The 21,675-nt window shown below is 38.4% G+C and carries 18 protein-coding genes and 1 other annotated feature; of the genes, 14 read left to right on the top strand and 4 right to left on the bottom strand.

Annotated features, from left to right (window positions below):
• The first annotated feature begins 109 nt into the window (after nt 1–109).
• The gene (gene acsA, locus V7121_RS15095) at nt 110–1,828 is read left to right on the top strand and encodes an acetate--CoA ligase (protein ID WP_335547083.1); all 1,719 of its coding nucleotides are present in this window, start codon (nt 110–112) and stop codon (nt 1,826–1,828) included.
• Nucleotides 1,829–1,883: 55 nt separating this feature from the next.
• Here acsA and V7121_RS15100 read toward each other — a convergent pair whose 3' ends face one another.
• On the bottom strand, nt 1,884–4,700 hold the full coding sequence (locus V7121_RS15100) for a transglycosylase domain-containing protein (RefSeq protein ID WP_335547085.1): 2,817 nt from the start codon (nt 4,698–4,700) through the stop codon (nt 1,884–1,886).
• A gap of 145 nt (nt 4,701–4,845) precedes the next feature.
• Nucleotides 4,846–5,065, top strand: a binding site (T-box leader).
• Between the two features lie 46 nt (nt 5,066–5,111).
• Between V7121_RS15100 and tyrS the strand changes: the two genes are divergently transcribed.
• Both tyrS and V7121_RS15110 read left to right on the top strand, forming a co-directional pair.
• Entirely contained in the window at nt 5,112–6,365 is a 1,254-nt protein-coding gene (tyrS, locus tag V7121_RS15105) for a tyrosine--tRNA ligase (RefSeq protein ID WP_335498845.1), read from the top strand.
• A 117-nt stretch (nt 6,366–6,482) separates the two neighbouring features.
• The gene (locus V7121_RS15110) at nt 6,483–6,671 is read left to right on the top strand and encodes a DUF6954 family protein (protein WP_335547087.1); all 189 of its coding nucleotides are present in this window, start codon (nt 6,483–6,485) and stop codon (nt 6,669–6,671) included.
• 45 nt (nt 6,672–6,716) lie between these two features.
• On the opposite strand, the gene rpsD is transcribed toward V7121_RS15110, so the two are convergent.
• Nucleotides 6,717–7,319, bottom strand: coding sequence for a 30S ribosomal protein S4 (rpsD, locus tag V7121_RS15115; protein WP_026563299.1), 603 nt, complete (start codon nt 7,317–7,319; stop codon nt 6,717–6,719).
• A 382-nt stretch (nt 7,320–7,701) separates the two neighbouring features.
• Between rpsD and V7121_RS15120 the strand changes: the two genes are divergently transcribed.
• Nucleotides 7,702–9,132 (top strand): diguanylate cyclase, encoded by a 1,431-nt coding sequence (locus V7121_RS15120; protein WP_335547089.1) that lies wholly within the window; start codon nt 7,702–7,704, stop codon nt 9,130–9,132.
• 100 nt (nt 9,133–9,232) lie between these two features.
• On the top strand, nt 9,233–10,417 hold the full coding sequence (megL, locus tag V7121_RS15125; RefSeq protein WP_335547091.1) for a methionine gamma-lyase: 1,185 nt from the start codon (nt 9,233–9,235) through the stop codon (nt 10,415–10,417).
• A gap of 41 nt (nt 10,418–10,458) precedes the next feature.
• Here megL and V7121_RS15130 read toward each other — a convergent pair whose 3' ends face one another.
• Complete coding sequence (locus tag V7121_RS15130; protein ID WP_335498853.1) at nt 10,459–10,941, bottom strand: GAF domain-containing protein; 483 nt, start codon at nt 10,939–10,941, stop codon at nt 10,459–10,461.
• A gap of 156 nt (nt 10,942–11,097) precedes the next feature.
• Between V7121_RS15130 and refZ the strand changes: the two genes are divergently transcribed.
• The 7 genes from refZ (at nt 11,098) to rarD (ending at nt 19,202) form a co-directional block, all read left to right on the top strand.
• The gene (gene refZ, locus V7121_RS15135) at nt 11,098–11,730 is read left to right on the top strand and encodes a forespore capture DNA-binding protein RefZ (RefSeq protein WP_335498855.1); all 633 of its coding nucleotides are present in this window, start codon (nt 11,098–11,100) and stop codon (nt 11,728–11,730) included.
• A gap of 173 nt (nt 11,731–11,903) precedes the next feature.
• The gene (ezrA, locus tag V7121_RS15140) at nt 11,904–13,592 is read left to right on the top strand and encodes a septation ring formation regulator EzrA (protein WP_335547092.1); all 1,689 of its coding nucleotides are present in this window, start codon (nt 11,904–11,906) and stop codon (nt 13,590–13,592) included.
• Nucleotides 13,593–13,729: 137 nt separating this feature from the next.
• On the top strand, nt 13,730–14,872 hold the full coding sequence (locus V7121_RS15145; RefSeq protein ID WP_335498860.1) for a cysteine desulfurase family protein: 1,143 nt from the start codon (nt 13,730–13,732) through the stop codon (nt 14,870–14,872).
• Between the two features lies 1 nt (nt 14,873).
• Nucleotides 14,874–16,079 carry a tRNA uracil 4-sulfurtransferase ThiI gene (thiI, locus tag V7121_RS15150; RefSeq protein ID WP_335498862.1) on the top strand — a complete coding sequence of 402 codons (1,206 nt, stop codon included), beginning with the start codon at nt 14,874–14,876 and terminating at the stop codon, nt 16,077–16,079.
• A gap of 100 nt (nt 16,080–16,179) precedes the next feature.
• Nucleotides 16,180–16,383 (top strand): alpha/beta-type small acid-soluble spore protein, encoded by a 204-nt coding sequence (locus tag V7121_RS15155; protein ID WP_149871253.1) that lies wholly within the window; start codon nt 16,180–16,182, stop codon nt 16,381–16,383.
• 169 nt (nt 16,384–16,552) lie between these two features.
• Complete coding sequence (gene mbcS / locus V7121_RS15160; protein WP_335498865.1) at nt 16,553–18,139, top strand: acyl-CoA synthetase MbcS; 1,587 nt, start codon at nt 16,553–16,555, stop codon at nt 18,137–18,139.
• Between the two features lie 130 nt (nt 18,140–18,269).
• On the top strand, nt 18,270–19,202 hold the full coding sequence (gene rarD, locus V7121_RS15165; RefSeq protein WP_335498868.1) for an EamA family transporter RarD: 933 nt from the start codon (nt 18,270–18,272) through the stop codon (nt 19,200–19,202).
• Between the two features lie 68 nt (nt 19,203–19,270).
• Here rarD and V7121_RS15170 read toward each other — a convergent pair whose 3' ends face one another.
• The gene (locus V7121_RS15170; protein ID WP_335498870.1) at nt 19,271–20,074 is read right to left on the bottom strand and encodes an NAD kinase; all 804 of its coding nucleotides are present in this window, start codon (nt 20,072–20,074) and stop codon (nt 19,271–19,273) included.
• Between the two features lie 265 nt (nt 20,075–20,339).
• On the opposite strand from V7121_RS15170, the gene V7121_RS15175 reads away from it, so the two are divergent.
• Nucleotides 20,340–21,041: a DUF2953 domain-containing protein gene (locus V7121_RS15175; protein WP_335498873.1), complete on the top strand. Its 702-nt coding sequence runs from the start codon at nt 20,340–20,342 to the stop codon at nt 21,039–21,041.
• A gap of 17 nt (nt 21,042–21,058) precedes the next feature.
• The gene (ytfJ, locus tag V7121_RS15180) at nt 21,059–21,529 is read left to right on the top strand and encodes a GerW family sporulation protein (protein ID WP_335498876.1); all 471 of its coding nucleotides are present in this window, start codon (nt 21,059–21,061) and stop codon (nt 21,527–21,529) included.
• Nucleotides 21,530–21,675 lie beyond the last annotated feature (146 nt).

Consider the following 21,675-nt stretch of genomic DNA (forward strand, 5'->3'; position numbering starts at 1 on the left):
CTTTTTATGGATAAAAATAAAAAAGATTACCTAAACTACTTTTTTAAAAATTGTGAATAGTTTATATTTGTACTATAATAATTTAAAATGAGCCAAAGGGGGAGTTTGAATGAAAGTGGAAGCGTTACCAGTTGTAAAAGGGGATCATAATCTGGAAAATTATCAAGAAATGTACAAGCAATTCAACTGGACAGAAACAGAAAAGAAATTTACTTGGAGTGAAACCGGTCTTGTCAACCTTGCTTATGAGGCCATTGACCGTCACGCCAAAACTTTCAGAAAAAATAAAGTTGCCTTATATTACCGCGATGGTTCTAGAAATGAGAAGTATACATTCAAGGAAATGAAGGATCTCTCGAACAAAGCAGCTAATGTGTTAAAAACTTATGGTGATGTTGAAAAAGGTGATCGAGTTTTTATTTTTATGCCGCGCTCACCTGAACTTTACTTTACGGTTTTGGGTGCTATTAAACTTGGTGCAATTGTTGGTCCTTTATTTGAAGCATTCATGGAAGTGGCTGTCAGAGACCGTCTTCAGGACAGTGAAGCGAAAGTACTGGTTACGACACCAGAACTATTGGAACGAGTCCCAGTAAACGATTTGCCGGCACTCAAAACCATTTTCCTTATCGGTAATAATGTGGATGAACAAGGACCATATGTTGACTTCTTGAAAAAATTTGAAGCAGCAAGTAAAGATCTTCGAATTGAATGGGTAGACAGGGAGGATGGATTAATCCTTCACTATACATCGGGTTCAACAGGTAAGCCAAAAGGCGTATTACATGTACATAATGCCATGATCCAGCATTATCAAACAGCGAAATGGGTCCTTGATTTAAAAGAGGATGATGTATATTGGTGTACGGCGGACCCTGGATGGGTGACTGGGACGTCTTATGGAATATTTGGGCCATGGCTAACTGGAACTTCAAATGTAATTATTGGGGGCCGCTTTAGTCCTGACTCTTGGTACCAGATGATCGAAGATTTCGGTGTGACGGTTTGGTACAGTGCACCTACCGCGTTCCGGATGTTAATGGGGGCAGGAGATGAACTGGTTAAGAAATATAATCTAAGCAGTCTTCGACACGTCTTAAGTGTTGGAGAGCCGTTAAACCCAGAAGTTGTTAAATGGGGAGTAAAGGTATTCAATAAGCGGATTCATGATACTTGGTGGATGACAGAAACCGGTGCACAAACCATTTGTAATTATCCTTGTATGGAAATTAAACCTGGTTCGATGGGGAAACCAATTCCAGGTGTTCAAGCTGCGATTGTCGATAATCAAGGAAACGAACTTCCGCCATATCGCATGGGGAACCTGGCGATTAAAAAAGGCTGGCCTTCAATGATGCATAAAGTTTGGAATAATCCAGAGAAATATGAATCTTATTTTATGCCAGGTGATTGGTATGTTTCAGGTGATTCAGCATACATGGATGAAGACGGCTATTTCTGGTTCCAAGGTCGTGTGGATGATGTGATTATGACCTCTGGGGAGCGCGTAGGACCGTTTGAAGTAGAAAGTAAGCTTGTTGAGCATCCAGCTGTCGCAGAAGCGGGTGTAATCGGTAAACCAGATCCAGTTCGCGGCGAAATCATTAAAGCGTTTATTGCCCTTAGGGACGGCTATGCAGCATCGGAAGAACTAAAAGAAGAGATCCGTCAATTCGTGAAAAAAGGATTAGCTGCCCATGCAGCCCCGCGGGAAATTGACTTCCGTGATAAACTGCCAAAAACCAGAAGTGGTAAAATCATGCGTCGTGTCTTAAAGGCGTGGGAGTTGAATCTGCCAGCGGGTGACCTGTCAACGATGGAAGATTAGGAAGCGTAAGTATAAAAAACGCACCGACATGTAGCTGTCAGTGCGTTTTTTGTCTTTATGGAGTTGTTGGTTCAGTTGGAACGTTCGGGTCATTCGGAACGACAGGAATATTCGGATCTTTTGGTGGCTTTTTAACTCCTGCCTCGACAAGATTCGATGGAGCGGACTCCTTGCCAGCAATGTCAACCGCCGTTACATAGAAAGAGCCATTACCAACTTTTAATGAGCGTTTCGAACCATTAACTACACTGCCTACTTTTTTAGAGATTACGCCGCCTTGATAGACTCGGTAACCGACGACATCATTATCACCAGATTTAGACCAAGATAAAGTATTGCCAGTTACTTTTAAGCTGACCTGATCAGGGTTCTTCCCGTTATCGGACATTTTTGCAGAGGAAACTAGAATTTTTCCCCAACGGTCCTTCTGTGGAATCAGTTGGCTATAATTATGGAAGCTGCGTCCAACGATTCGTTTAATAAAATCAGGATTTAAAATCAGACCAAATTGAGCAAACTCTTTTGGTGTGGAATCTAAGGCTAAATATTTTTTTTCTCCCACCGTAACATATTTTGCCTCAATTAAGCTATCGTCTACTTTTGTCGGAACATTATTGACATTAAAGTAATCACTTTCGATTAAACCTGCTTTTGAACATGCCTCTGATGGCAGCATTCCTGAAACAGCACAAAATGAGCGTCTTACAATACCTTTTGGCATCTTAAATGATTTCTTAGGTGCGACTAGCTCAGGTTTAATTTTATAGGCTGCGTTCATTAACTGAGCCCATAGAGTGTTGGTCCTAGAACTATAAGACATTCCGGAGGTCTGTAAGGATTTTGGTGTATCATACCCTCTCCAAAGACCAAAAGTAACATTAGGGTTGGAAGCAACAAACCAGGAGTCAATATATTGGTTTCCTGTTCCTGTTTTCCCTGCCCAGTCACTACTAAAGTTTAATTGGCTTCTAACACCAGCTGCAGTCCCCATTTTAATAACGTCACGCATCATATCAATCGTTAAATAGGCGGTCTGCGGCTTAAAAACCTGTACAGGTTTTACTTTATGCTGATAGATGACCTTACCGTCTTTGTCAACAATTTTATCAATCATATATGCATCAATAAACCTTCCGTTATTCGCAAAGGTGGTAAACGCATTGGTGTTTTCTTCGATAGTTACCCCGTTTGTCATCGAGCCAATCGAAGTAGCTAGATTGGTATAATCGTCTTTTCTTAAAGAAGTAAAGCCCATTTTTTCAAGATACTTAGCGGGACGTTGGTCTACAATACTTTTGTAGAGTTTAACCGCTGGCACGTTATATGATTTCGCAAGGGCGTATCTAGCTGATACTATTCCACTGTAGCGATAGTCATAGTTTTGCGGCCATGGAGCACTACTGGCAGGATTTAGACTTAATGCCACGTTTGGAAGCGGTGTTCCGGGAGCTGCTTTTCCTAACTCAATTGCCGGTCCGTAGATAAGAAGCGGTTTCATAGTGGAACCGTTTTGTCTTATTGCACTAGTGGCGTGATTAAGCTGTTGGTCATCATAATTCCTGCCAGCAACAAAACTAATTATTTTTCCGGTCTTGTTTTCAATTAGTTCTGCGCCTACCTCAGCAGGCTCCATGACTGTTTTGATTTCTCCAGTTTCGGGATCCTTTTTTTTCTGAGGTTTGTCAGGTCCGTAATAAGGATATCGATCTTTAACCTTTTGCATCGCATCATATATTTTTTTGTCAATTGTGGAATGAATTTGGTATCCATTTTGGCGCAAGGCATTTCTAGCTAGAATTTGATACTTATATGCAAGATTATCATCGTTTTTTAATTCCTTTTCCGATACCCCATCATTCTTTGCTAAAACTGTTGTCAAGACTTCAATTGAACGCTTTTCAATTTCGACTGTCAGCCAAGGGTATTTTTCTAAAGGATTTGCAATTGGCTTGATAAAATCCTTTTTAATATCGTAAGCGGAGGCCTCCGCATATTGTTGCTTATTAATATATCCACCATCAAACATTCGCTTAAGGACGGTTTTCATACGTAAAAGACCGGGTTCTAAATACTTTGGTTCTTTTATAGTACCTTCTCTAGTAAAAGGGGTGTACCCAAATGGGCTTTGAGGTAAACCAGCAATGAAGGCTGCTTGAGGTAGACTTAGATCACTAACCTTTTTACCAAAAATGCCTTTTGCTGCGGCTTGAACGCCCGCAATATTACGTCCAGATGAATTTCTTCCAAATGTAGATACATTCAGATAGGCTTCTAGAATTTCTTTTTTATCAAAAAATTTCTCTAAACGAAGGGCAAGTAAAATTTCATTCGCTTTTCGTTGAAACGATACTTCATTTGTTAAAATTTGATTTTTGATTAATTGTTGTGTAAGTGTACTACCACCAGATTGTACCGCAGAATTTGTTACTTCCTGGAAGACGGCCCGAAATACCGCTTTTGGAACAACACCGTTATGCTTGTAAAAGTATTCATCTTCTGTGGCAACAACTGCGTTCACTAAATCTTTTGACACACTGTCTAGCTTTACTTCTTCCCTTTCTAAGTCAGTTCGGAGCTTTCCAAGATAGACATTATCAGCAAAATATAATTCCGATGTTTCTGTGTAGTTGTAAATATCTTTTTTCATGCTATCATAGGAACGAACAGGCTCATCTTTTACTAGTGAAGCAAAGTAACCAGCGCCCACCCCTGAAGCAAATGATCCGCCTAGAATAATGACTGTTAATGTAAGGAGAAGCAAGTTCCAAACGACTTGATATGTGATTCGTGCGCTTTTAACCGTTCTTTTATGGGTAAATATGTTTAGTGCGGATTTTACTTTTTCTAACCACGCTTGTAATTTATCAACCATCTATAGGATCACCTCATCTAAAATCAAGTCCATTATAGCATAACAAAGGTATAAAAACTGACAAACTTCTACATTTATCTGAAATTTCCAGATGTATTTGACATGTAGAATGAAATATGGTAAAAAAAGCTATACATTAATTTAATAAAAAGCTGTGAAGGGAACCAACTGTAGTTCTTCTATCCCTGTTTAAAAGAGAGTCAGCGATGGTGAAAGCTGATACAAATAGAAGAATGAATTACTCCCCTGAGCTTTCTCTGTGAACTTAATATGAGTAGCGGAGAACGGTCTTAGCCGTTAATTTTTTGAGTTGGAGGAAGTTTTTCCTCAAGCTGGGTGGTACCGCGTAATTTTACGTCCCTGCATTTTTGCAGGGGCTTTTTATTTTTTTACCAAAATGGAGGGAATATTATGGAATTGTTACAGGATTTAGCTTGGAGAGGAATTATCTATCAGCAAACCGATGAAGAAGGTTTGAAGGATACATTAAGCAAGGAGCCAATTTCCTTATATTGCGGGGTTGATCCAACCGCAGATAGTATGCACATCGGCCATTTGCTGCCATTTTTAACCTTAAGAAGATTTCAGCAGCATGGCCATCGTCCGATTGTGTTGGTTGGGGGAGCAACTGGATTAATTGGTGACCCAAGTGGCAAAAGTGAAGAACGGAAGCTGTTAACACTAGAAACCGTGCAGGACAATGTTGCAGGCATCAAACTGCAGTTAAAGAAAATTTTTGAATTTGAAGGCGAAAATGGGGCCATCATGGTTAACAATTATGATTGGGCAGGTTCTATGGATGTGGTTACATTCTTGCGTGATATTGGTAAGCATATCGGAGTTAACTATATGCTTGCCAAGGATACGATTGCATCAAGACTTGAGACGGGGATTTCATTTACCGAATTCACCTACACCATTTTACAAGCGATGGATTTCCTTCATTTGTATGAGAACCATAATTGTAAATTGCAAATCGGCGGTAGTGACCAGTGGGGGAACATCACTTCAGGGTTGGAATTAATCCGTAAAGTTCAGCCGGAAGGTTCGAAGGCATATGGGTTAACGATTCCGCTAGTAACCAAGGCGGACGGTACCAAGTTTGGAAAAACGGAAAGCGGTGCGGTTTGGTTAGATCCTGAAAAAACAACTCCTTACGAGTTCTACCAGTTCTGGATTAATACTGCTGATGCCGATGTCGTTAAGTACCTGAAGATCTTCACCTTCCTCTCACATGAGGTAATTGAACAATTAGAAAAAGCAGTTCAGGATGAACCGCATCTTCGTAAAGCTCAAAAGGTTTTAGCAGAAGAATTGACTCGTTTGATTCACGGCGAAGATTCCTTACAACAGGCGATTAAAATTTCTCAAGCATTATTTAGCGGGGATGTAAGTAGTCTGTCAGCTGCAGAGATTGAGCAGGGCTTTAAAGATGTACCAGCATATGCTTCACAAGCTGAGGTGAATTTGGTGGATCTATTGGTTGCCGCGAAAATTTCTCCATCAAAGCGGCAAGCTCGTGAGGATATTGCTAACGGTGCAGTCACAGTTAATGGTGAAAAAATCACGGATACTGCTTATGCACTTACGGAAACAGACCGGATTGAAGGACAGTTTACGATTATAAGACGTGGTAAAAAGAAGTATACGTTAATAAAATACTAATAGAAACGGGCTTTGAGATTCAAAGCCCTTTTTTAATACTATAAAGTAATTCTTGTAACATTGGGTTGGGTGTATTCGTCTAATATTAAAAGGAAATAGCATTTGGGGGTAAAGTTAATGAAATTTTTATTACATGCAATCTTTCTCATTCTCATTGCATTGGTTACATTTTTCGGTCTAGGCCCAGTATTATTCGCAGACGGTGTTTTACAGGAAAGACTATGGACCGCAGCAATCGTCGTTGTTATTTATTTCATTCTGGGATTTTTATATCGAAAATCATTTCAATGGGTAAATAGAAAATAAACATAGAAAAAGCCCTCAGCCAATTTTGGTTGAGGGCCTTTCTTATTAACGTGAGTAGAACTCGACGATAAGAGCTTCGTTAATTTCAGCAGGCAATTCAGAACGCTCAGGTAAGCGAGTGAAAGTACCTTCTAATTTGTCAGCATCAAAAGTTAAGAAGTCAGGAACAAAGTTGTTAACTTCGATTGCTTCTTTGATCACATCAAGGTTGCGTGATTTTTCACGAACACTGATTGTTTGACCAGGAGTTACGCGGAATGATGGGATATCAACGCGTGACCCATTAACTAAGATATGACCGTGGTTAACTAATTGACGTGCTCCACGACGAGTACGAGCAAGGCCTAAACGGTATACAACGTTGTCAAGACGTGATTCAAGAAGAACCATGAAGTTTTCACCGTGGATACCAGCTAATTTACCAGCTTTATCAAAAAGGTTACGGAATTGACGCTCTGTTACGCCATACATGTGACGAAGCTTTTGCTTCTCTTGTAATTGTAATCCGTATTCAGAAAGCTTTTTGCGTTGGTTTGGACCATGTTGTCCAGGAGCGTAAGGACGCTTTTCTAATTCTTTACCTGTGCCGCTTAGAGAGATTCCAAGACGACGGGAAATTTTCCAGCTTGAGCCAGTATAACGAGCCATGAATGACTCCTCCTTAGTGTTTTTATTTTGGTAAAATAAAAACCGTTATGAGACTCTTTGACAGTCATTTTATTTTCATGTACCTTCGCCCTAGCAGCTAAGGGTTACGAGATACACCATCATTTCAAAAATGAGGAACAAAATGAAGCTATTCAAAGTGAACACAATAGGCTGCAATATTTTACACAAAGAGTATTATATAATTTTTATTCCTTAAAAGTCAAGAATATTTTTAGGAAAGTAGGTACTGAAGAAATTCTACAGAAAAACTATCTTAATAAAGTTAATAATTTATTCAAATAAATCTCCCCAAAATGTCAAAATATTAACTATAATTAGGGTACAATGTATATATATGGAATTAGATCGGGTGAAACCTATTATGGATATTCTCGAAAGTGATTTACAATGGCAAGTAAAAAGATATAAACAATTAATACAAATAACAGAAAAACTTCATTCTTCCCTAAATATAGATATCCTTTTGGGGGAGTTATGTGTCTCCCTAAAGGAATTGTATCCAGATTTTTCATTTTCCTTATTACTCTCACAGGATACATATAGCCACAATGATCTTCCGATTATTGAACTTGAATATGATAGTGAGAATATTGCTGCCATTAAAGCCTATGCATCGGGGGAGCTTCAATTTGAATCGTCTTTATCTGCTAACACTGCAATTATTTATGCACCCTTAAAAGGAAAACAGGTGACCCATGGTGTTTTACAAGTCGTTGCAGTGAATTCGACTGTATTTCCTGAAAACGAGATGGAGTTTCTTAATTTGCTTGCGAGTGCTGCGGGAAGTTCTTTAGAGAACGCCTATCTTTATCAACAGTCAATGCGAGAAATTTCCAATTTGCAATTAATTAATGAAACCTCTCATTGTTTAAATTCAAACCTGCGCTTAGTTGATACGATGACATATATGTCTGACCAAATAATCGCTTCGATTGATGCCCAGGAGGTTGGTTTTTTCTTATTCTCAAATGTCCATGGTAATGTAAAAATACTTCCAGGCTCGACGCCCTACTTTTACACGCAACAAGCGAAATTCTACATTGATTATTTAAAGGAAAAAATCGAATTAGAAAAAACTCCTTTATTTATCGGGGATATCAATCTCCCAAACATGAAAAATAGTCCAAGCTTTCATTCGATTCTTGCGATTCCAATGATTCACAGCGAAGAATTAAAAGGTTTTTCCATAGTGATGCATCAAAAGCCGTATTTCTTTTCCTTTGATACTTTTAAACTCCTTCAGTCTCTTATCCATCACTCATCGCTTGCCCTAACGAATTCCATGCTGAGAGAAGAGTTGGAGCATATGATTATTACTGATCACCTGACAAAACTCCATTCGCGTAAATTCTTGGATGAAAAAATCCAGGGATCCATGAAAGAGTCCGAGGAAGGTACCTTTATCCTCCTTGATATTGATAATTTTAAAGAAATAAATGATACATACGGTCATCAGGTGGGAGATCAGGTTCTTGTCCAGGTCGCAAATCTTATAAAAAGAAATATCCGCGGAGAAGATATTGGGGCCCGCTGGGGAGGAGAAGAACTAGCTCTTTATCTTCCAGGCTGCCCCTTAGAAAAAGGCGTAGCTGTTGCAGAAAGATTGGTTAAAAAGGTGTCTGAAAACTCTGAGCCGCATATTACGGTATCCTGCGGTGTTTCTTATTGGAATAAGGAACGGCTTGATGGTTATAATCTCTTATTTAAACGGGCAGATGATGCCTTGTATATTGCGAAAGGGACTGGAAAAAACAAAGTGGTAATTCAAGAAAACGGTGTTAGGGTTAGTTAATGAAGGGCGCCCAATTTAAACGTGTCTTAACGATATTTACTTAACAGACATAATATAATACAGAAATATGAAAACGCTCTCAAATAAGGAGAAATCCAAGATGGGGAAAAAGAAAACACGGTTTGAAACGGAAGTTATTCATTCTGGCTACCAGCCGGATGAACATCAAGATAGTTTAGTTCCCCCGTTATATCAAACATCCACCTTTACTTTTGGCAGTGCAGAACAAGGGGAGAAACGATTTGCAGGACAGGAAGAAGGATTTATCTATTCACGCTTAGGAAATCCAACGGTGAAAATTTTGGAAGATCGGATAGCTGTTCTTGAACAAGGTGAAGCAGGTTTAGCCTTTTCATCAGGAATGGCAGCAGTTAGTGCCGTGTTAGTAGCCTTAACAAAATCAGGTGACCACATCCTTTGTTCACAAGGTGTTTATGGCTGTACATTTGGTTTGTTAGAGTTATTAAAAGAGAAATATGCCATAAATCACGACTTTTCATTAATGGATTCAATGGAAGCCATCGAGCAAGAAATTCTTCCAAACACCGCCTGTATCTATATTGAAACGCCGATCAACCCGACAATGAAGTTGGTCGACCTCGAAATGGTGGCAAGTGTAGCAAATAAAAAAGGGATTCCCGTTGTCATTGATAATACATTTTGTTCGCCATATCTTCAAACTCCGCTAACGCTCGGGTGTGATGTTGTTATTCATAGTGCAACTAAATATATCTGCGGTCATGGGGATGTCATCGCTGGGCTGGTTGTCGGTAAGAAAGATTTTATAAGACAGGTGTCAAGGACCACCCAAAAGGATATTGGTGGAATTATCTCACCTTTCGATGCATGGCTTTTATTAAGAGGATTGAAAACCCTCCCAGTACGTTTGGACCGACACTGTGAAAATGCTTTGAAACTGTTTAACTTTATGAAAAGACATCCAAAAATTGATAAGGTTTATTTTCCAGGTGACCCCGAACATCCCGATTATTCGATAGCTGCAAAACAAATGAAACAACCAGGCGGTCTTATTTCTTTCACCATCAAGGGGACAAAGGAAACCGCTCAACAATTTATGGATCAATTACAATTAATAAAAATCGCTGTCAGCCTTGGGGACGCTGAGACGTTAATACAACATCCTGCAACCATGACCCATGCGGTTGTCCCCGAGGAAGAACGGAGAAAAATGGGGATCACAAATACCTTGCTGCGATTATCTGTTGGTCTTGAAGCATGGGAGGATATCCAGGAAGACCTCGAACAAGCGCTAGAAAAGATATAAATTAATAAGAGCACAGAGGAAATTTCCTCTGTGCTCTTTTTCTATATGTGTTCAATTAAAATTGCAACAAATTCTTCTAGTTTTTGTTGATCGAGTGCATCAAAACGGTTCTTTTCTGGTGAATCGATATCGAGTACACCAATAAGCTCCCCGTCTTTTATGAGCGGTACAACAATTTCTGATTGAGACGCTGCATCGCAGGCGATGTGGCCTGGAAACTGATGAACATCAGCAACAAGAACGGTTTCTTTTTTTAAGGCAGATGTCCCGCATACACCTTTGCCAAGCGGAATGCGGACACAAGCAGGCAAACCTTGGAATGGCCCCAATACCAGTTGTTGATTTGAATCCATTAAATAAAAGCCGACCCAGTTAATACGGTCCAAAAATTGATTTAGCAAGGCGCTTGCGTTGCTAAGATTAGCTATTTGATTATTCTCATCGTGAATAAGCGCATGCAGCTGTTTTATCACCAGATTGTAATTTTCTTCGCGGTTCCCTGTATATATTTCGACGTTAAACATGATATTTCCCCTTTATTTCAACATTTTACATATTTATTTTATCAAATTTACAAGAATATAGGCAGACTTTGTCGATATATTCAAAAAGGAATCTGTCGGGAAAGAAAGAATAGATAGGTAAGGAGATTATAGGTTATTCCAGAAAGGGGACAATATATGAAGAAAAATGCTAAAGAAGCAATTGTTAAGGCTGCTATCACATTGTTTAAATCCAATGGGTATACGGGAACATCAATAAGGGATATCGCCCGACTGGCAAACGTAAATACAGCAACAATTGCCTACCATTTCGAAAACAAACCTGGTCTATTAGAATATTGCTTTACGCATTTTTTTGAACAATATATTAGTAAAATGGAAGAAGCCTATGCATCGATTGAAAAGGGAGCAAAGGAATGTCTAAAACGAATTGTAGCTGATTTACTACACTATCAATGTGAAAATAGTAAATTAGCCAGTCTTGTCTACCGTGAAATGTCGATGGACTCACAAATCGTAAGAGAGATTATGTCAACTTACTTACTGAAAGAAAAATACTATTTTCAATTAATATTTGAAAGAGGTTTCGAGTGGAATGAATTTCGCCCTCATTCAATTCCCTATTTAATTATTCAGTTAAAGGGATTACTCATGATGCCATTTATGAATACTCATTATATGCGTGAAGTCTTGTATGTCTTTCCAAATGAACCATTTTTCGAGCAGAAATATTTAAAGGATATTAATCTGTGGATTGATAAAACTTTATGTTCGGGTGTGCCAATGAAAATGGGTGCAGCCATCAAATAGCGGCTATCGCTATTTTTTTTGTTTATTTTACAAAAAAATTGAAAATAACAGTCAAAAAATGTCGTTTACATGGTATCATAATAGCATTGAACTGAACTTTAAGAGATTTAATATAAATAGATGAATGAGAACGGCATTTTGAAACAATGTTTTTGGAAATAGGGGGCTTACTTGTGAAATATTTCATTGGATTATTTATCCTAATACTAGCCTTATTTGTAGTAGGGTATTTAATAAAGAAAAAGTACTTTAAAGAAATGGATCGATTAGAAGCTTGGAAAATCGATATTATGAATCGTCCAGTACTGGATGAAATGTCTAAGGTTAAGCTGCTTAATATGACAGGACAAACAGAAGAGCTTTTCGAAAGATGGAGAAATCAGTGGGACGATGTAGTTACAGTACAACTTCCGAATTTAGAAGAACTGCTTTTTGATGCAGAAGAGTACATAGATCGGTACCGATTTAATAAAGCTAAAGAAGTCCAGCAAGCAATTGCTGCGAAGCTGCAAGAAACAGAGGATCAAATAAAAAGTATATTAGAAGAGTTGCATGAATTGGTTGGCAGCGAGGAAAAGAACCGAATCGAGATTGAGGAATTAAAAGAGCAGTACCGGGAATCAAAAAAGCTGCTGCTTGCCCACCGCCACAGTTTTGGCAGTTCAGAAAAGTCCCTAGAGGAAAAACTTAACGGTGTATCGCAAAAATTTCAGGAATTTGATGATAAAACGGAACATGGTAATTATCTTGAAGCCCGTGAAGTTGTTTTGTTGATACACAGTCAACTGGGAACAATCAAGAATTATATGGACTTGATTCCACAGCTATTAATCGAATGTCAATCACTGCTTCCTAATCAATTAGCTGATATCCTTGATGGGTACCGTGAAATGTCCGAGCAAGAATATTACCTAGAACATATTAATGTGGAAGCGGAAATAAAGCGTTTAGAAGAAAAACTATCTGAGAATTTACTGTTAATCGAGGCAACGAAGATTGACGAGGCCGTCGAAGGAATGAAAGAAGTTAAGGAAAGAATTGATATCCTTTTTGATTTATTGGAAAAAGAAGTTCACGCCAAGCATTTTGTCTTAAAAAATGAAAAAATAGCCAGTGACCTTCTCGCAACGGCTCAAGAGGAGAATAGTCAACTTTCAAGTGAAGTCATTCATGTTCAGGAAAGCTATCAATTGTCAGAAAACGATTTCGAAACGCAACGACATCTTGAAAAGGAACTTTCCACTGTATATAAACATTTTGAAATTCTAATGGAAAAAGTAAAGCTGAACGAAACAGCTCAAAGCGTAATTAGTGAAGAGCTGGCTCAAATTAAGGAACAGCTGGATATCATCTATGAAGGCCAGCAGGATTTTTCGTTAAAACTCCAGGCACTAAGAAAAGACGAGTTTGAGGCAAGAGAAAAAGTTAAAGAACTAACAAAAAAGGTTGGCGAAACTGTTCGACTCGTCACAAAGAGCAACGTACCAGGTTTGCCTGAAGATTATAAGTATTTGTTTGAGGATACCAACGAGAGTATCCAAAATGTGAAATTCCAACTGGAAGAAAAGCCGCTTAACATTTCTGCTTTAAATCAGTATTTAGAAATTGCTGTATTAACAGTGGAAAAACTTACTAATTCAACCATTGAACTCTTAGAAAATGTTATGCTCGCGGAAAAGGCGATTCAATATGGGAATCGTTATAAAAGTCAATATCCTTCTGTGGCAAAAGGCTTAACAGAAGCAGAAAATGCGTTTAGACACTATGAGTATCAAGAGGCTTTAGAACAAGCGGCTGCGACACTAGACGTAATAGATCCTGATGCATTGAAAAAAATAAAAGCCACATTTGTAACAGAATAAATTAAAAATTATATTGCTGTATTTAAAACCGATCAGTGCTCTTTTTGGCTGAATCGGTTTTTTGTTTTTCGTTTTATGATCTTTATGTTAAGATTTATTTTTGTAAGCGACATGGCTCGGTAGTTCGGAGGAGAAAAATGATATATTTCGATAATAGTGCAACAACAAAACCATATAAAGAGGTTTTGGATTCTTTCGTTACGGTCTCCAGTGAATATTTTGGAAACCCGTCTTCCCTTCACAGTATGGGGGGGCAGGCAGAAAAACTGCTATCACAGGCACGGGAGCAAGTTAGCAAATTTCTAAAAGTTAAATCCTCCGAAATTTATTTTACTTCTGGAGGAACGGAAGGTAATAATTTAGCAATAAAAGGTTCTGCTTTAATGCATAAACATAGAGGACGCCACCTGATTACCTCAAGTGTTGAACATCCATCTGTTCGATTGGCGATGGAGCAGCTTGAGCGAGAGGACTTTGATATAACATACCTGCCTGTAGACAGGCTTGGAAGAATTCGAGTAGAAGACCTTGAAAAAGCAATTAGAAAAGATACCATATTAATTTCGATTATGCATGTGAATAATGAAGTGGGAACTATTCAGCCGATAGAAGAAATTGGTCAGCTGTTAAAAAGGTATCCAGGTATTCTCTTTCATGTCGACGCTGTTCAGAGTGTTGGTAAAATTCCCATATCTCTTATTGATAATCGAGTAGATTTCTGCTCTATATCCGCCCATAAATTTCATGGGTTAAAAGGTACTGGTGCCCTTTTTATCCGTGAGGGAGCAAGAATTTCTCCATTGTTTTCTGGTGGAGACCAGGAGAGAAAAATTCGAAGTGGTACTGAAAATGTAGCAGGTGCTGTGGCAATGGCAAAGGCTCTGAGGATGACCCTAACAAAAGCTGAAACAGGAACAGAGACAATGAAAAAAATCCAAACCCTGCTTTGGAATGGATTAACAGAAATAGAAGGTACTCAAATTCATACACCGCACGAATATATGGCACCACATATTATAAATTTTTCACTAAAAGGAATTAAATCTGAAGTGTTCATCCATGCACTTGAGCGGAAAGGCGTCTTTGTTTCAACGACAAGTGCTTGTTCCTCAAAGAAGAAATCACCAAGTAAGACGCTTATTGAAATGGGAGTTCCAGAAACATTAGCTGAAAGTGCAATCAGAATCAGCCTTTCCTTTCAAAATAGTGAGGAAGAGGCATTGACGGCGTTAGCTGCATTGAAGGAATCTGCAAACCAACTAAGGAAGGTAATGAAATAGAATGGAATATGAACGAATATTGATACGTTATGGCGAAATATCGACCAAAGGCAGAAATCGCAATAGATTTGTTGATAAATTGAAGAAGAGTGTAAAAATTGCACTGGCCCCTTTTCCTAACGTAAGGGTAGAAGCTGGCCGTGACCGGATGTTTGTCATATTAAATGGCGAGAGCGGGACAGCAGTTATTGAAAAGTTAAAGAATATTTTTGGAATCCAGTCTTTTAGCCCTGCGATAAAAGTGAAAAGAAGTATAGAGGTATTAAAACAGACCTCTCTAGATGTAGTTCGATCCTTTTATGAGGAAGGAAAAACCTTTAAAGTTACTCCGAAAAGGTCGGATAAATCATTTGAATTAGACACGGATGGAATCAATCGCGCGATTGGCGGCCATTTACTGCAGAATATCCCTAAATTGAAAGTGGATATGAAAAACCCGGATATTAATTTACGGATTGAAGTAAGAAAAGAAGCCATTTATCTTTCATGTGAAACCATACAAGGTGCTGGCGGACTTCCAATTGGATCAAGCGGAAAAGCGATGCTTATGCTTTCAGGCGGCATTGACAGCCCTGTAGCAGGCTATATGGCGATGAAACGTGGAGTAGAAGTCGAGGCTGTCCATTTCTTTAGTCCACCATTTACCAGTGAAAGATCAAAGGAAAAGGTAATCGATCTTTCAAAGAAATTAGCTGACATCTATGGCTCAATGACTTTGCATATTGTTCCTTTTACGGAAATCCAACAAACGATCCGCGAACAAATACCCGAAAACTATTCGATGACATCGACAAGAAGATTGATGCTCCGAATCACAGATGAAATCCGGAAAAAACATGATGCTCTTGCGATTATAACCGGCGAAAACCTTGGACAAGTGGCTAGTCAAACTTTAGAAAGTATGTTTGCTATTAATGATGTAACAAATACACCGATATTGCGTCCATTGATTACAATGGACAAATCCGATATTATAAAAATCGCGCAGGAAATTGATACCTTAGAAATTTCAAACAGACCTTTTGAGGATTGCTGTACCATCTTTGTTCCTGCTTCTCCAAAAACGAAGCCAAAAAGGGAAAAGGTTCAGTATTATGAGAGCTTCTTCGATTTTGATCCATTGATCCATGAAGCAGTAAAGGAAACAGAAACAATCGTTCTTAACTCGGAAAATAATGTTCGCACCGAATTTAGCGAATTATTTTAAAAAGGTAAATTTCGAACTTTTTGTGAACAATTACCAATTGTAATATAGAATGAAGATTTTATGTTTTACACATTCTATACTCACAAGGAGGTGATATCACATGGCAAGCAACAACTCAAATCAGTTATTAGTTCCTGGTGTTGAACAAGCTCTTGACCAAATGAAATATGAAATTGCTAATGAATTTGGTGTAAATCTTGGAGCAGACACTACTTCACGCGCTAACGGTTCTGTTGGTGGTGAAATCACAAAACGTCTAGTAGCAATGGCTGAACAACAATTAGGCGGCGGATTCTCTCGTTAATAAAAAGTAAATATGATGGCTACAGAGAGCGTTGGGGCTTCCCCACGCTCTCTTTTTTATGCTCTAAATAGTGAAAAATATTTTTATTTGAATAATAATTTAAAATTTTTGAATAATTTTGTATAATTAATTCCGTGGGATACCAAATAATATTTTAAGGGGGAGAAGGATGAAGCGCGAAAATTTGATTGCACCAGAAAGGTATAATCTTGTTTCTGAAGTAGAGCAATTTGCAAAAGACCCGAGCAGGATAGCACTGAAGTGGGAGAATGAGGTAGGAGAAACCCAGCAAGTTACATATGAGCAGTTAATGAAACGGGTAAACCAAGCGGGGAATGTATTTATTCAAAATGGATTAAACAAAGGCGATGTAGTCCTGATAATCGTTCCTCGTCTCATTGAAGCCTATGTCGTTTATTTAGCTGCATTAAAAGCTGGTATGGTCGTCATTCCTAGTTCTGAAATGTTAAAGGAAAAGGATTTACAATATCGAATTACCCATGGTGATGTAAAAGCAGTTATTAGTTATTTTCCATACGTCGACCAATTTGAAACGATCAGCAAATCCCAGCCGTTAGTGAAATTTACAATCGGTGGTGCTGAACAAGGCTGGATTCATTTGGACAAAGAGATGGAATATGCCCCAGAAACCTTCAGCCAAGCAGATACTCTGAGAGAAGATATGGCCTTTTTATCTTATACGTCCGGTACAACAGGAAATCCTAAAGGGGTTGTCCATACCCATGGCTGGGCATATGCGCATTTAAAAACTGCTGCACCAAAGTGGCTTTGTATTGAAGACGGTGATACAGTATGGGCAACGGCGGGTCCAGGCTGGCAAAAATGGATTTGGAGTCCCTTCCTATCCGTTTTAGGTTCAGGTGGAACAGGCATAGTTTACAATGGAAAATTTGAACCCAAAAAATATTTAAGCCTCCTTCAAAAATATGACGTGAATGTCCTTTGCTGCACTCCAACTGAATATCGACTAATGGCAAAGGTAGATAATCTAGATGAGTATCAATTACCAAATCTTCATAGTGCAGTCTCCGCAGGTGAACCTTTAAATCGAGAAGTCATTGATACATTTAGAAAGTATTTTAATATTGATGTTCGAGATGGTTATGGCCAAACGGAAAATACCTTGCTTGTGGGTGTTACTAAAGGGATGGAATTAAAATCTGGATCGATGGGCAAGCCGACACCAGGGAACAGGGTTGAAATCATTAACGAAGAAGGCCAGGTTTGTGCAGTCGGTGAGGTCGGCGATATTGCTGTTCACGTCGAAACCCCTGCTCTATTTAAAAACTATTATAAAGATCCAGAAAGAACGGCAATGCAGTTCCGTGGAGATTATTATGTAACTGGTGATAAGGCAAAGATGGACGAAGAAGGCTACTTTTGGTTTGAAGGCCGCGGAGATGATATTATCATTAGCTCGGGCTATACAATTGGACCATTTGAAGTAGAGGACGCCCTTGTTAAACACCCATTTGTAAAGGAATGTGCAGTCGTGGCAAGTCCAGATGAGATTCGCGGCTTTATTGTCAAAGCTTTTGTTGTCTTAAAAGAGGATGTTGATCCAACAGAACCTGAACTAACCAAAAAATTGCAGGACCATGTTAAAACCCTTACGGCACCTTATAAATACCCAAGAAAAATAGAGTATTTAGCAGAACTACCTAAAACAACCTCTGGAAAAATTCGGAGAATTGAACTCCGTAAAAAAGAACTTGAGGCCGCAAAGCAATTATAATGAAAGTTGGGAAGTAAGCAGGCGATCAATCGTCTGCTTGTTTTTTTGAGAAAAACCCCCTATTTTTGAAGATTTCGCTGTATAATAGAAATTATTTCGAAACTAGAAAGAATAGAGGAACAGAATACATATGAAAAAAACAAACACACAAAAAGGAGCCATGTATGCCGGCTTTTCATATTTGTTATGGGGATTACTGCCAATTTATTGGAAGCTTTTAAACGATGTTAGTGCAAAGGAAATTTTAGCAAGCCGTATTATCTGGTCGTTCATCTTTATGGTCATTATTCTCCTTTTAACAAAAAAGTGGCGATTATTTCTCCATACGATTAAAGGGTTTACCAAAAATAAAAAACAAATGTACTCACTAATAATTGCCTCCATCCTAGTAAGTGTGAATTGGTTCATTTATATTTGGGCGGTGAATAGCGGCCATATGATTGAAGCAAGCCTAGGCTATTATATCAATCCACTTGTAAGTATATTATTAGGAATGATAGTTCTTAAGGAAAAGTTAAATGGTTACCAATACGCTTCTTTTATCTTGGCTGCAATCGGGGTATTAATTATTTCCATTACACACGGGCAATTTCCGTGGATTGCAATTGCCTTAGCCGTATCGTTTGGTTTATATGGTTTAGCGAAAAAAATGATAAATGTAGATTCGTCAGTGGGGCTAACCTTAGAAACTCTAGTTATCTCACCCATTGCTGTGATTTATATGGTGGTTCTTTTTTTAAACGGAACCAATTCGTTTTTAAGTGCAGGTATACAAACTGATCTTCTTTTAATGGGTGCAGGGGTTGCTACTGCAATTCCACTCCTTTATTTTGCAATGGGGGTACAAAGAATTCCTTTGTCATTATTAGGATTTTTGCAATATATTTCACCTACATTAACTTTGATTCTAGGAGTATTTGTTTACCATGAACATTTTTCCAAAATACAGCTTCTGTCCTTCATGTTCATTTGGTTAGCTTTAACCATTTATTCACTTTCAAAAACCAAGCTATTATCACTGCAATGGATGCATCCGCGCAAAGAAAAGAGTACGAGTATCTAAAGAGAAAAAACCTTATCCGGCTTTTGGATAAGGTTTTTCTATGTATAAAAAAGTTGTATATCCTGCTTTTATAGGAAATTACGTTTTACTTTTTCCCAGAAGGAGTTGTCTTTTAGTTTAAGTGTCTTTAATTTTTTATCACTAATTTTTATTCTGATTTTCTCCACGTGACGGATGCTTAATGCTTCATTGTCCATGCCCATTGTAGGATGGTCATTCCCTTCAGAGATGACTTGAAGCGTTAATGTACGTTCGCTGCCGACAATGAAGGAGGAACCTAGTGTTCGGTAATTGTTAGTATTGACAGAGGCTACTTCACTCACTTGCATGCAAGGAAGAAGAGGATCAACGATTGAACCACTAACCGATTTATTATAAGCGGTACTCCCTGTCGGAGTAGCTACAATTAGTCCATCACCACGGAAGGTTTCTAAGTGCAGTTGGTCAATGAAGACATCTACCACGAGCGTCTTTATGATGGCTGAGCGAATACTAAATTCGTTTAAGCAAGGAAATGTACCTTGACCATCCACTTCTACTTCAATTAACGGATAACGGCGGACTTTTAAATTTTCATTAGTTACAATCGCGTTAATCATTTTTGAAGTATCATTTATTTGAAAATCACAATACATACTCAGGTTATTGTGAGTTGAAATGCCCGTGTAAAGGCAATCATCGCGGAAGCCTGTTTTCCTGACTGCTTGCAAGAATGTTCCGTCATCGCCAACGCTGGCAATTATATTAGCGTTACGATAGTCATTGACAATCGTAAATCCATAACGTTTTGCTAAATCTACAAGTGGAGCAACTTTTGATAACATGTCCGAATCCCGTTTATGATAGAAGTAAATATTGCGTCTAATTTCCACCTTTTATACCCCCTGTAAGATAATTGTAATATAGTTAACCGTGAAAATAATTTTGGTAAATTCATGCTTGTCTGAAATTAGTTTAGCATTTTATTGAAACAATATGAAAGCAGGACTTAATTTTTGTTTGGGGGGACTTTGGACTCAGGATGGAGACGAACGAGTATCAACCGTCATTCATGCAGAGCGGTGAAGATAAACCAATCAACATTTACTGGTAGGTTTATTTTTTTTTCTAAAAGCAAATACTACCCGCTGAGGGGTTGTGATTGATTTGTTTTGGGTACTCTTGATTTTGTCGCTTCTATTGCTCTTATTTATTCTCATTCTAGTTACTAAACTAACCATTCTCGTTAATTACTATCATCATAATGACAACGATGACTTAAAGATTGTCTTTAAGATTTGGTTTGGATTAATAAGGTACAAAATAAACGTCCCGTTAATTAAGGTGGATGATAATTCACCGAGCTTAATTATTAAGAGTAATAAAAATTTAGGTGAATCTACTCATCAATCTGAACAGAATGATGTCAATCAAATTACCACAGAAGAAGTAGAGAAAAATGCAACGAATGGCAAAAAAATCTTGAAGCATGTGTTTGGATTGCATAAGATTGTAAAAAGATTTCTTCGAAAGGTTACGATTAAAAGTTTTGAATGGGACACCCTAATAGGGGTAGGAGATGCTGCGCAAACAGGCACGATTACAGGGGCAATCTGGGCATTGAAGGGGAGTTTAATTGGTCTTCTCAGCCATTATTTAAAACTTAGGGTAATGCCGAAAATCACAGTTACACCACATTTCCAAGCAGCCGTTATTCAAACGAGAATTACATGTATTATTCAGTTTCGTATAGGGCATGCTATTTTAGCAGGATTAATACTGTTGAAACACTGGAGGGGCGGACTTCCGCACTTTAAGAAGAAAACAAATTTTGGAAATGATAAGACAAAATCAGTTTGAAAAAGGAGGAAACAACCATGTCGGACCATCCAATTCAAGGTTTGATGACAACTGCAATGGAAAGTCTTAAAGAAATGATTGATGTAAATACAATTATTGGGGACCCAGTTGAAACCCCAGATGGCAGTGTAATTCTAACAGTCTCAAAAGTAGGCTTTGGATTTGCCGCAGGCGGTAGTGAATTTAAGATAGACGGGTCCCAAGGGCAAGGTCAAGGTCAAAACCAAGGTTCATCACATCCATTTGGCGGCGGAAGCGGCGGCGGTGTTTCAATTACCCCAATTGCTTTTTTAATTGTCAATTCTCATGGTGTGAAAATGTTGCATTTAGATGAAAGTACTCATTTGTATGAAAAAATACTAGAACTTGCTCCGCAGGCAATTGATAAAATTCAGCATATGTTTTCTAAAAAGGATGAAGGCAAACAGCAAACTGGAGCACAAGAATCTAAGAACGAGCACAAACCGAAAGAAGAACTTGAATTATAGTACAAAAGGTTAATCTTCCAGAGAATTAGGAAGGTTAACTTTTTTCTTGTTAGATAAGAAGGAATAAGTTTTTAAACTTAGTTTACTGTCTAGCTCCAGCGCCCTAGCGGCTAGTGTCCTTCGCTCTCCGCCCTACGATAAGTCAA

The organism is Neobacillus drentensis (assembly GCF_036962125.1).
GTDB classification, from domain to species: domain Bacteria; phylum Bacillota; class Bacilli; order Bacillales; family Cytobacillaceae; genus Neobacillus; species Neobacillus drentensis_B.

What these genes read in the sequence shown, in the direction of transcription:
- acsA (WP_335547083.1), top strand. Translation starts at nt 110, where the DNA reads ATGAAAGTGGAAGCGTTACCAGTTGTAAAAGGGGATCATAATCTGGAA.
- V7121_RS15100 (WP_335547085.1), bottom strand. Translation starts at nt 4,700, where the DNA reads ATGGTTGATAAATTACAAGCGTGGTTAGAAAAAGTAAAATCCGCACTA.
- tyrS (WP_335498845.1), top strand. Translation starts at nt 5,112, where the DNA reads ATGGAATTGTTACAGGATTTAGCTTGGAGAGGAATTATCTATCAGCAA.
- V7121_RS15110 (WP_335547087.1), top strand. Translation starts at nt 6,483, where the DNA reads ATGAAATTTTTATTACATGCAATCTTTCTCATTCTCATTGCATTGGTT.
- rpsD (WP_026563299.1), bottom strand. Translation starts at nt 7,319, where the DNA reads ATGGCTCGTTATACTGGCTCAAGCTGGAAAATTTCCCGTCGTCTTGGA.
- V7121_RS15120 (WP_335547089.1), top strand. Translation starts at nt 7,702, where the DNA reads ATGGATATTCTCGAAAGTGATTTACAATGGCAAGTAAAAAGATATAAA.
- megL (WP_335547091.1), top strand. Translation starts at nt 9,233, where the DNA reads ATGGGGAAAAAGAAAACACGGTTTGAAACGGAAGTTATTCATTCTGGC.
- V7121_RS15130 (WP_335498853.1), bottom strand. Translation starts at nt 10,941, where the DNA reads ATGTTTAACGTCGAAATATATACAGGGAACCGCGAAGAAAATTACAAT.
- refZ (WP_335498855.1), top strand. Translation starts at nt 11,098, where the DNA reads ATGAAGAAAAATGCTAAAGAAGCAATTGTTAAGGCTGCTATCACATTG.
- V7121_RS15145 (WP_335498860.1), top strand. Translation starts at nt 13,730, where the DNA reads ATGATATATTTCGATAATAGTGCAACAACAAAACCATATAAAGAGGTT.
- thiI (WP_335498862.1), top strand. Translation starts at nt 14,874, where the DNA reads ATGGAATATGAACGAATATTGATACGTTATGGCGAAATATCGACCAAA.
- V7121_RS15155 (WP_149871253.1), top strand. Translation starts at nt 16,180, where the DNA reads ATGGCAAGCAACAACTCAAATCAGTTATTAGTTCCTGGTGTTGAACAA.
- mbcS (WP_335498865.1), top strand. Translation starts at nt 16,553, where the DNA reads ATGAAGCGCGAAAATTTGATTGCACCAGAAAGGTATAATCTTGTTTCT.
- rarD (WP_335498868.1), top strand. Translation starts at nt 18,270, where the DNA reads ATGAAAAAAACAAACACACAAAAAGGAGCCATGTATGCCGGCTTTTCA.
- ytfJ (WP_335498876.1), top strand. Translation starts at nt 21,059, where the DNA reads ATGTCGGACCATCCAATTCAAGGTTTGATGACAACTGCAATGGAAAGT.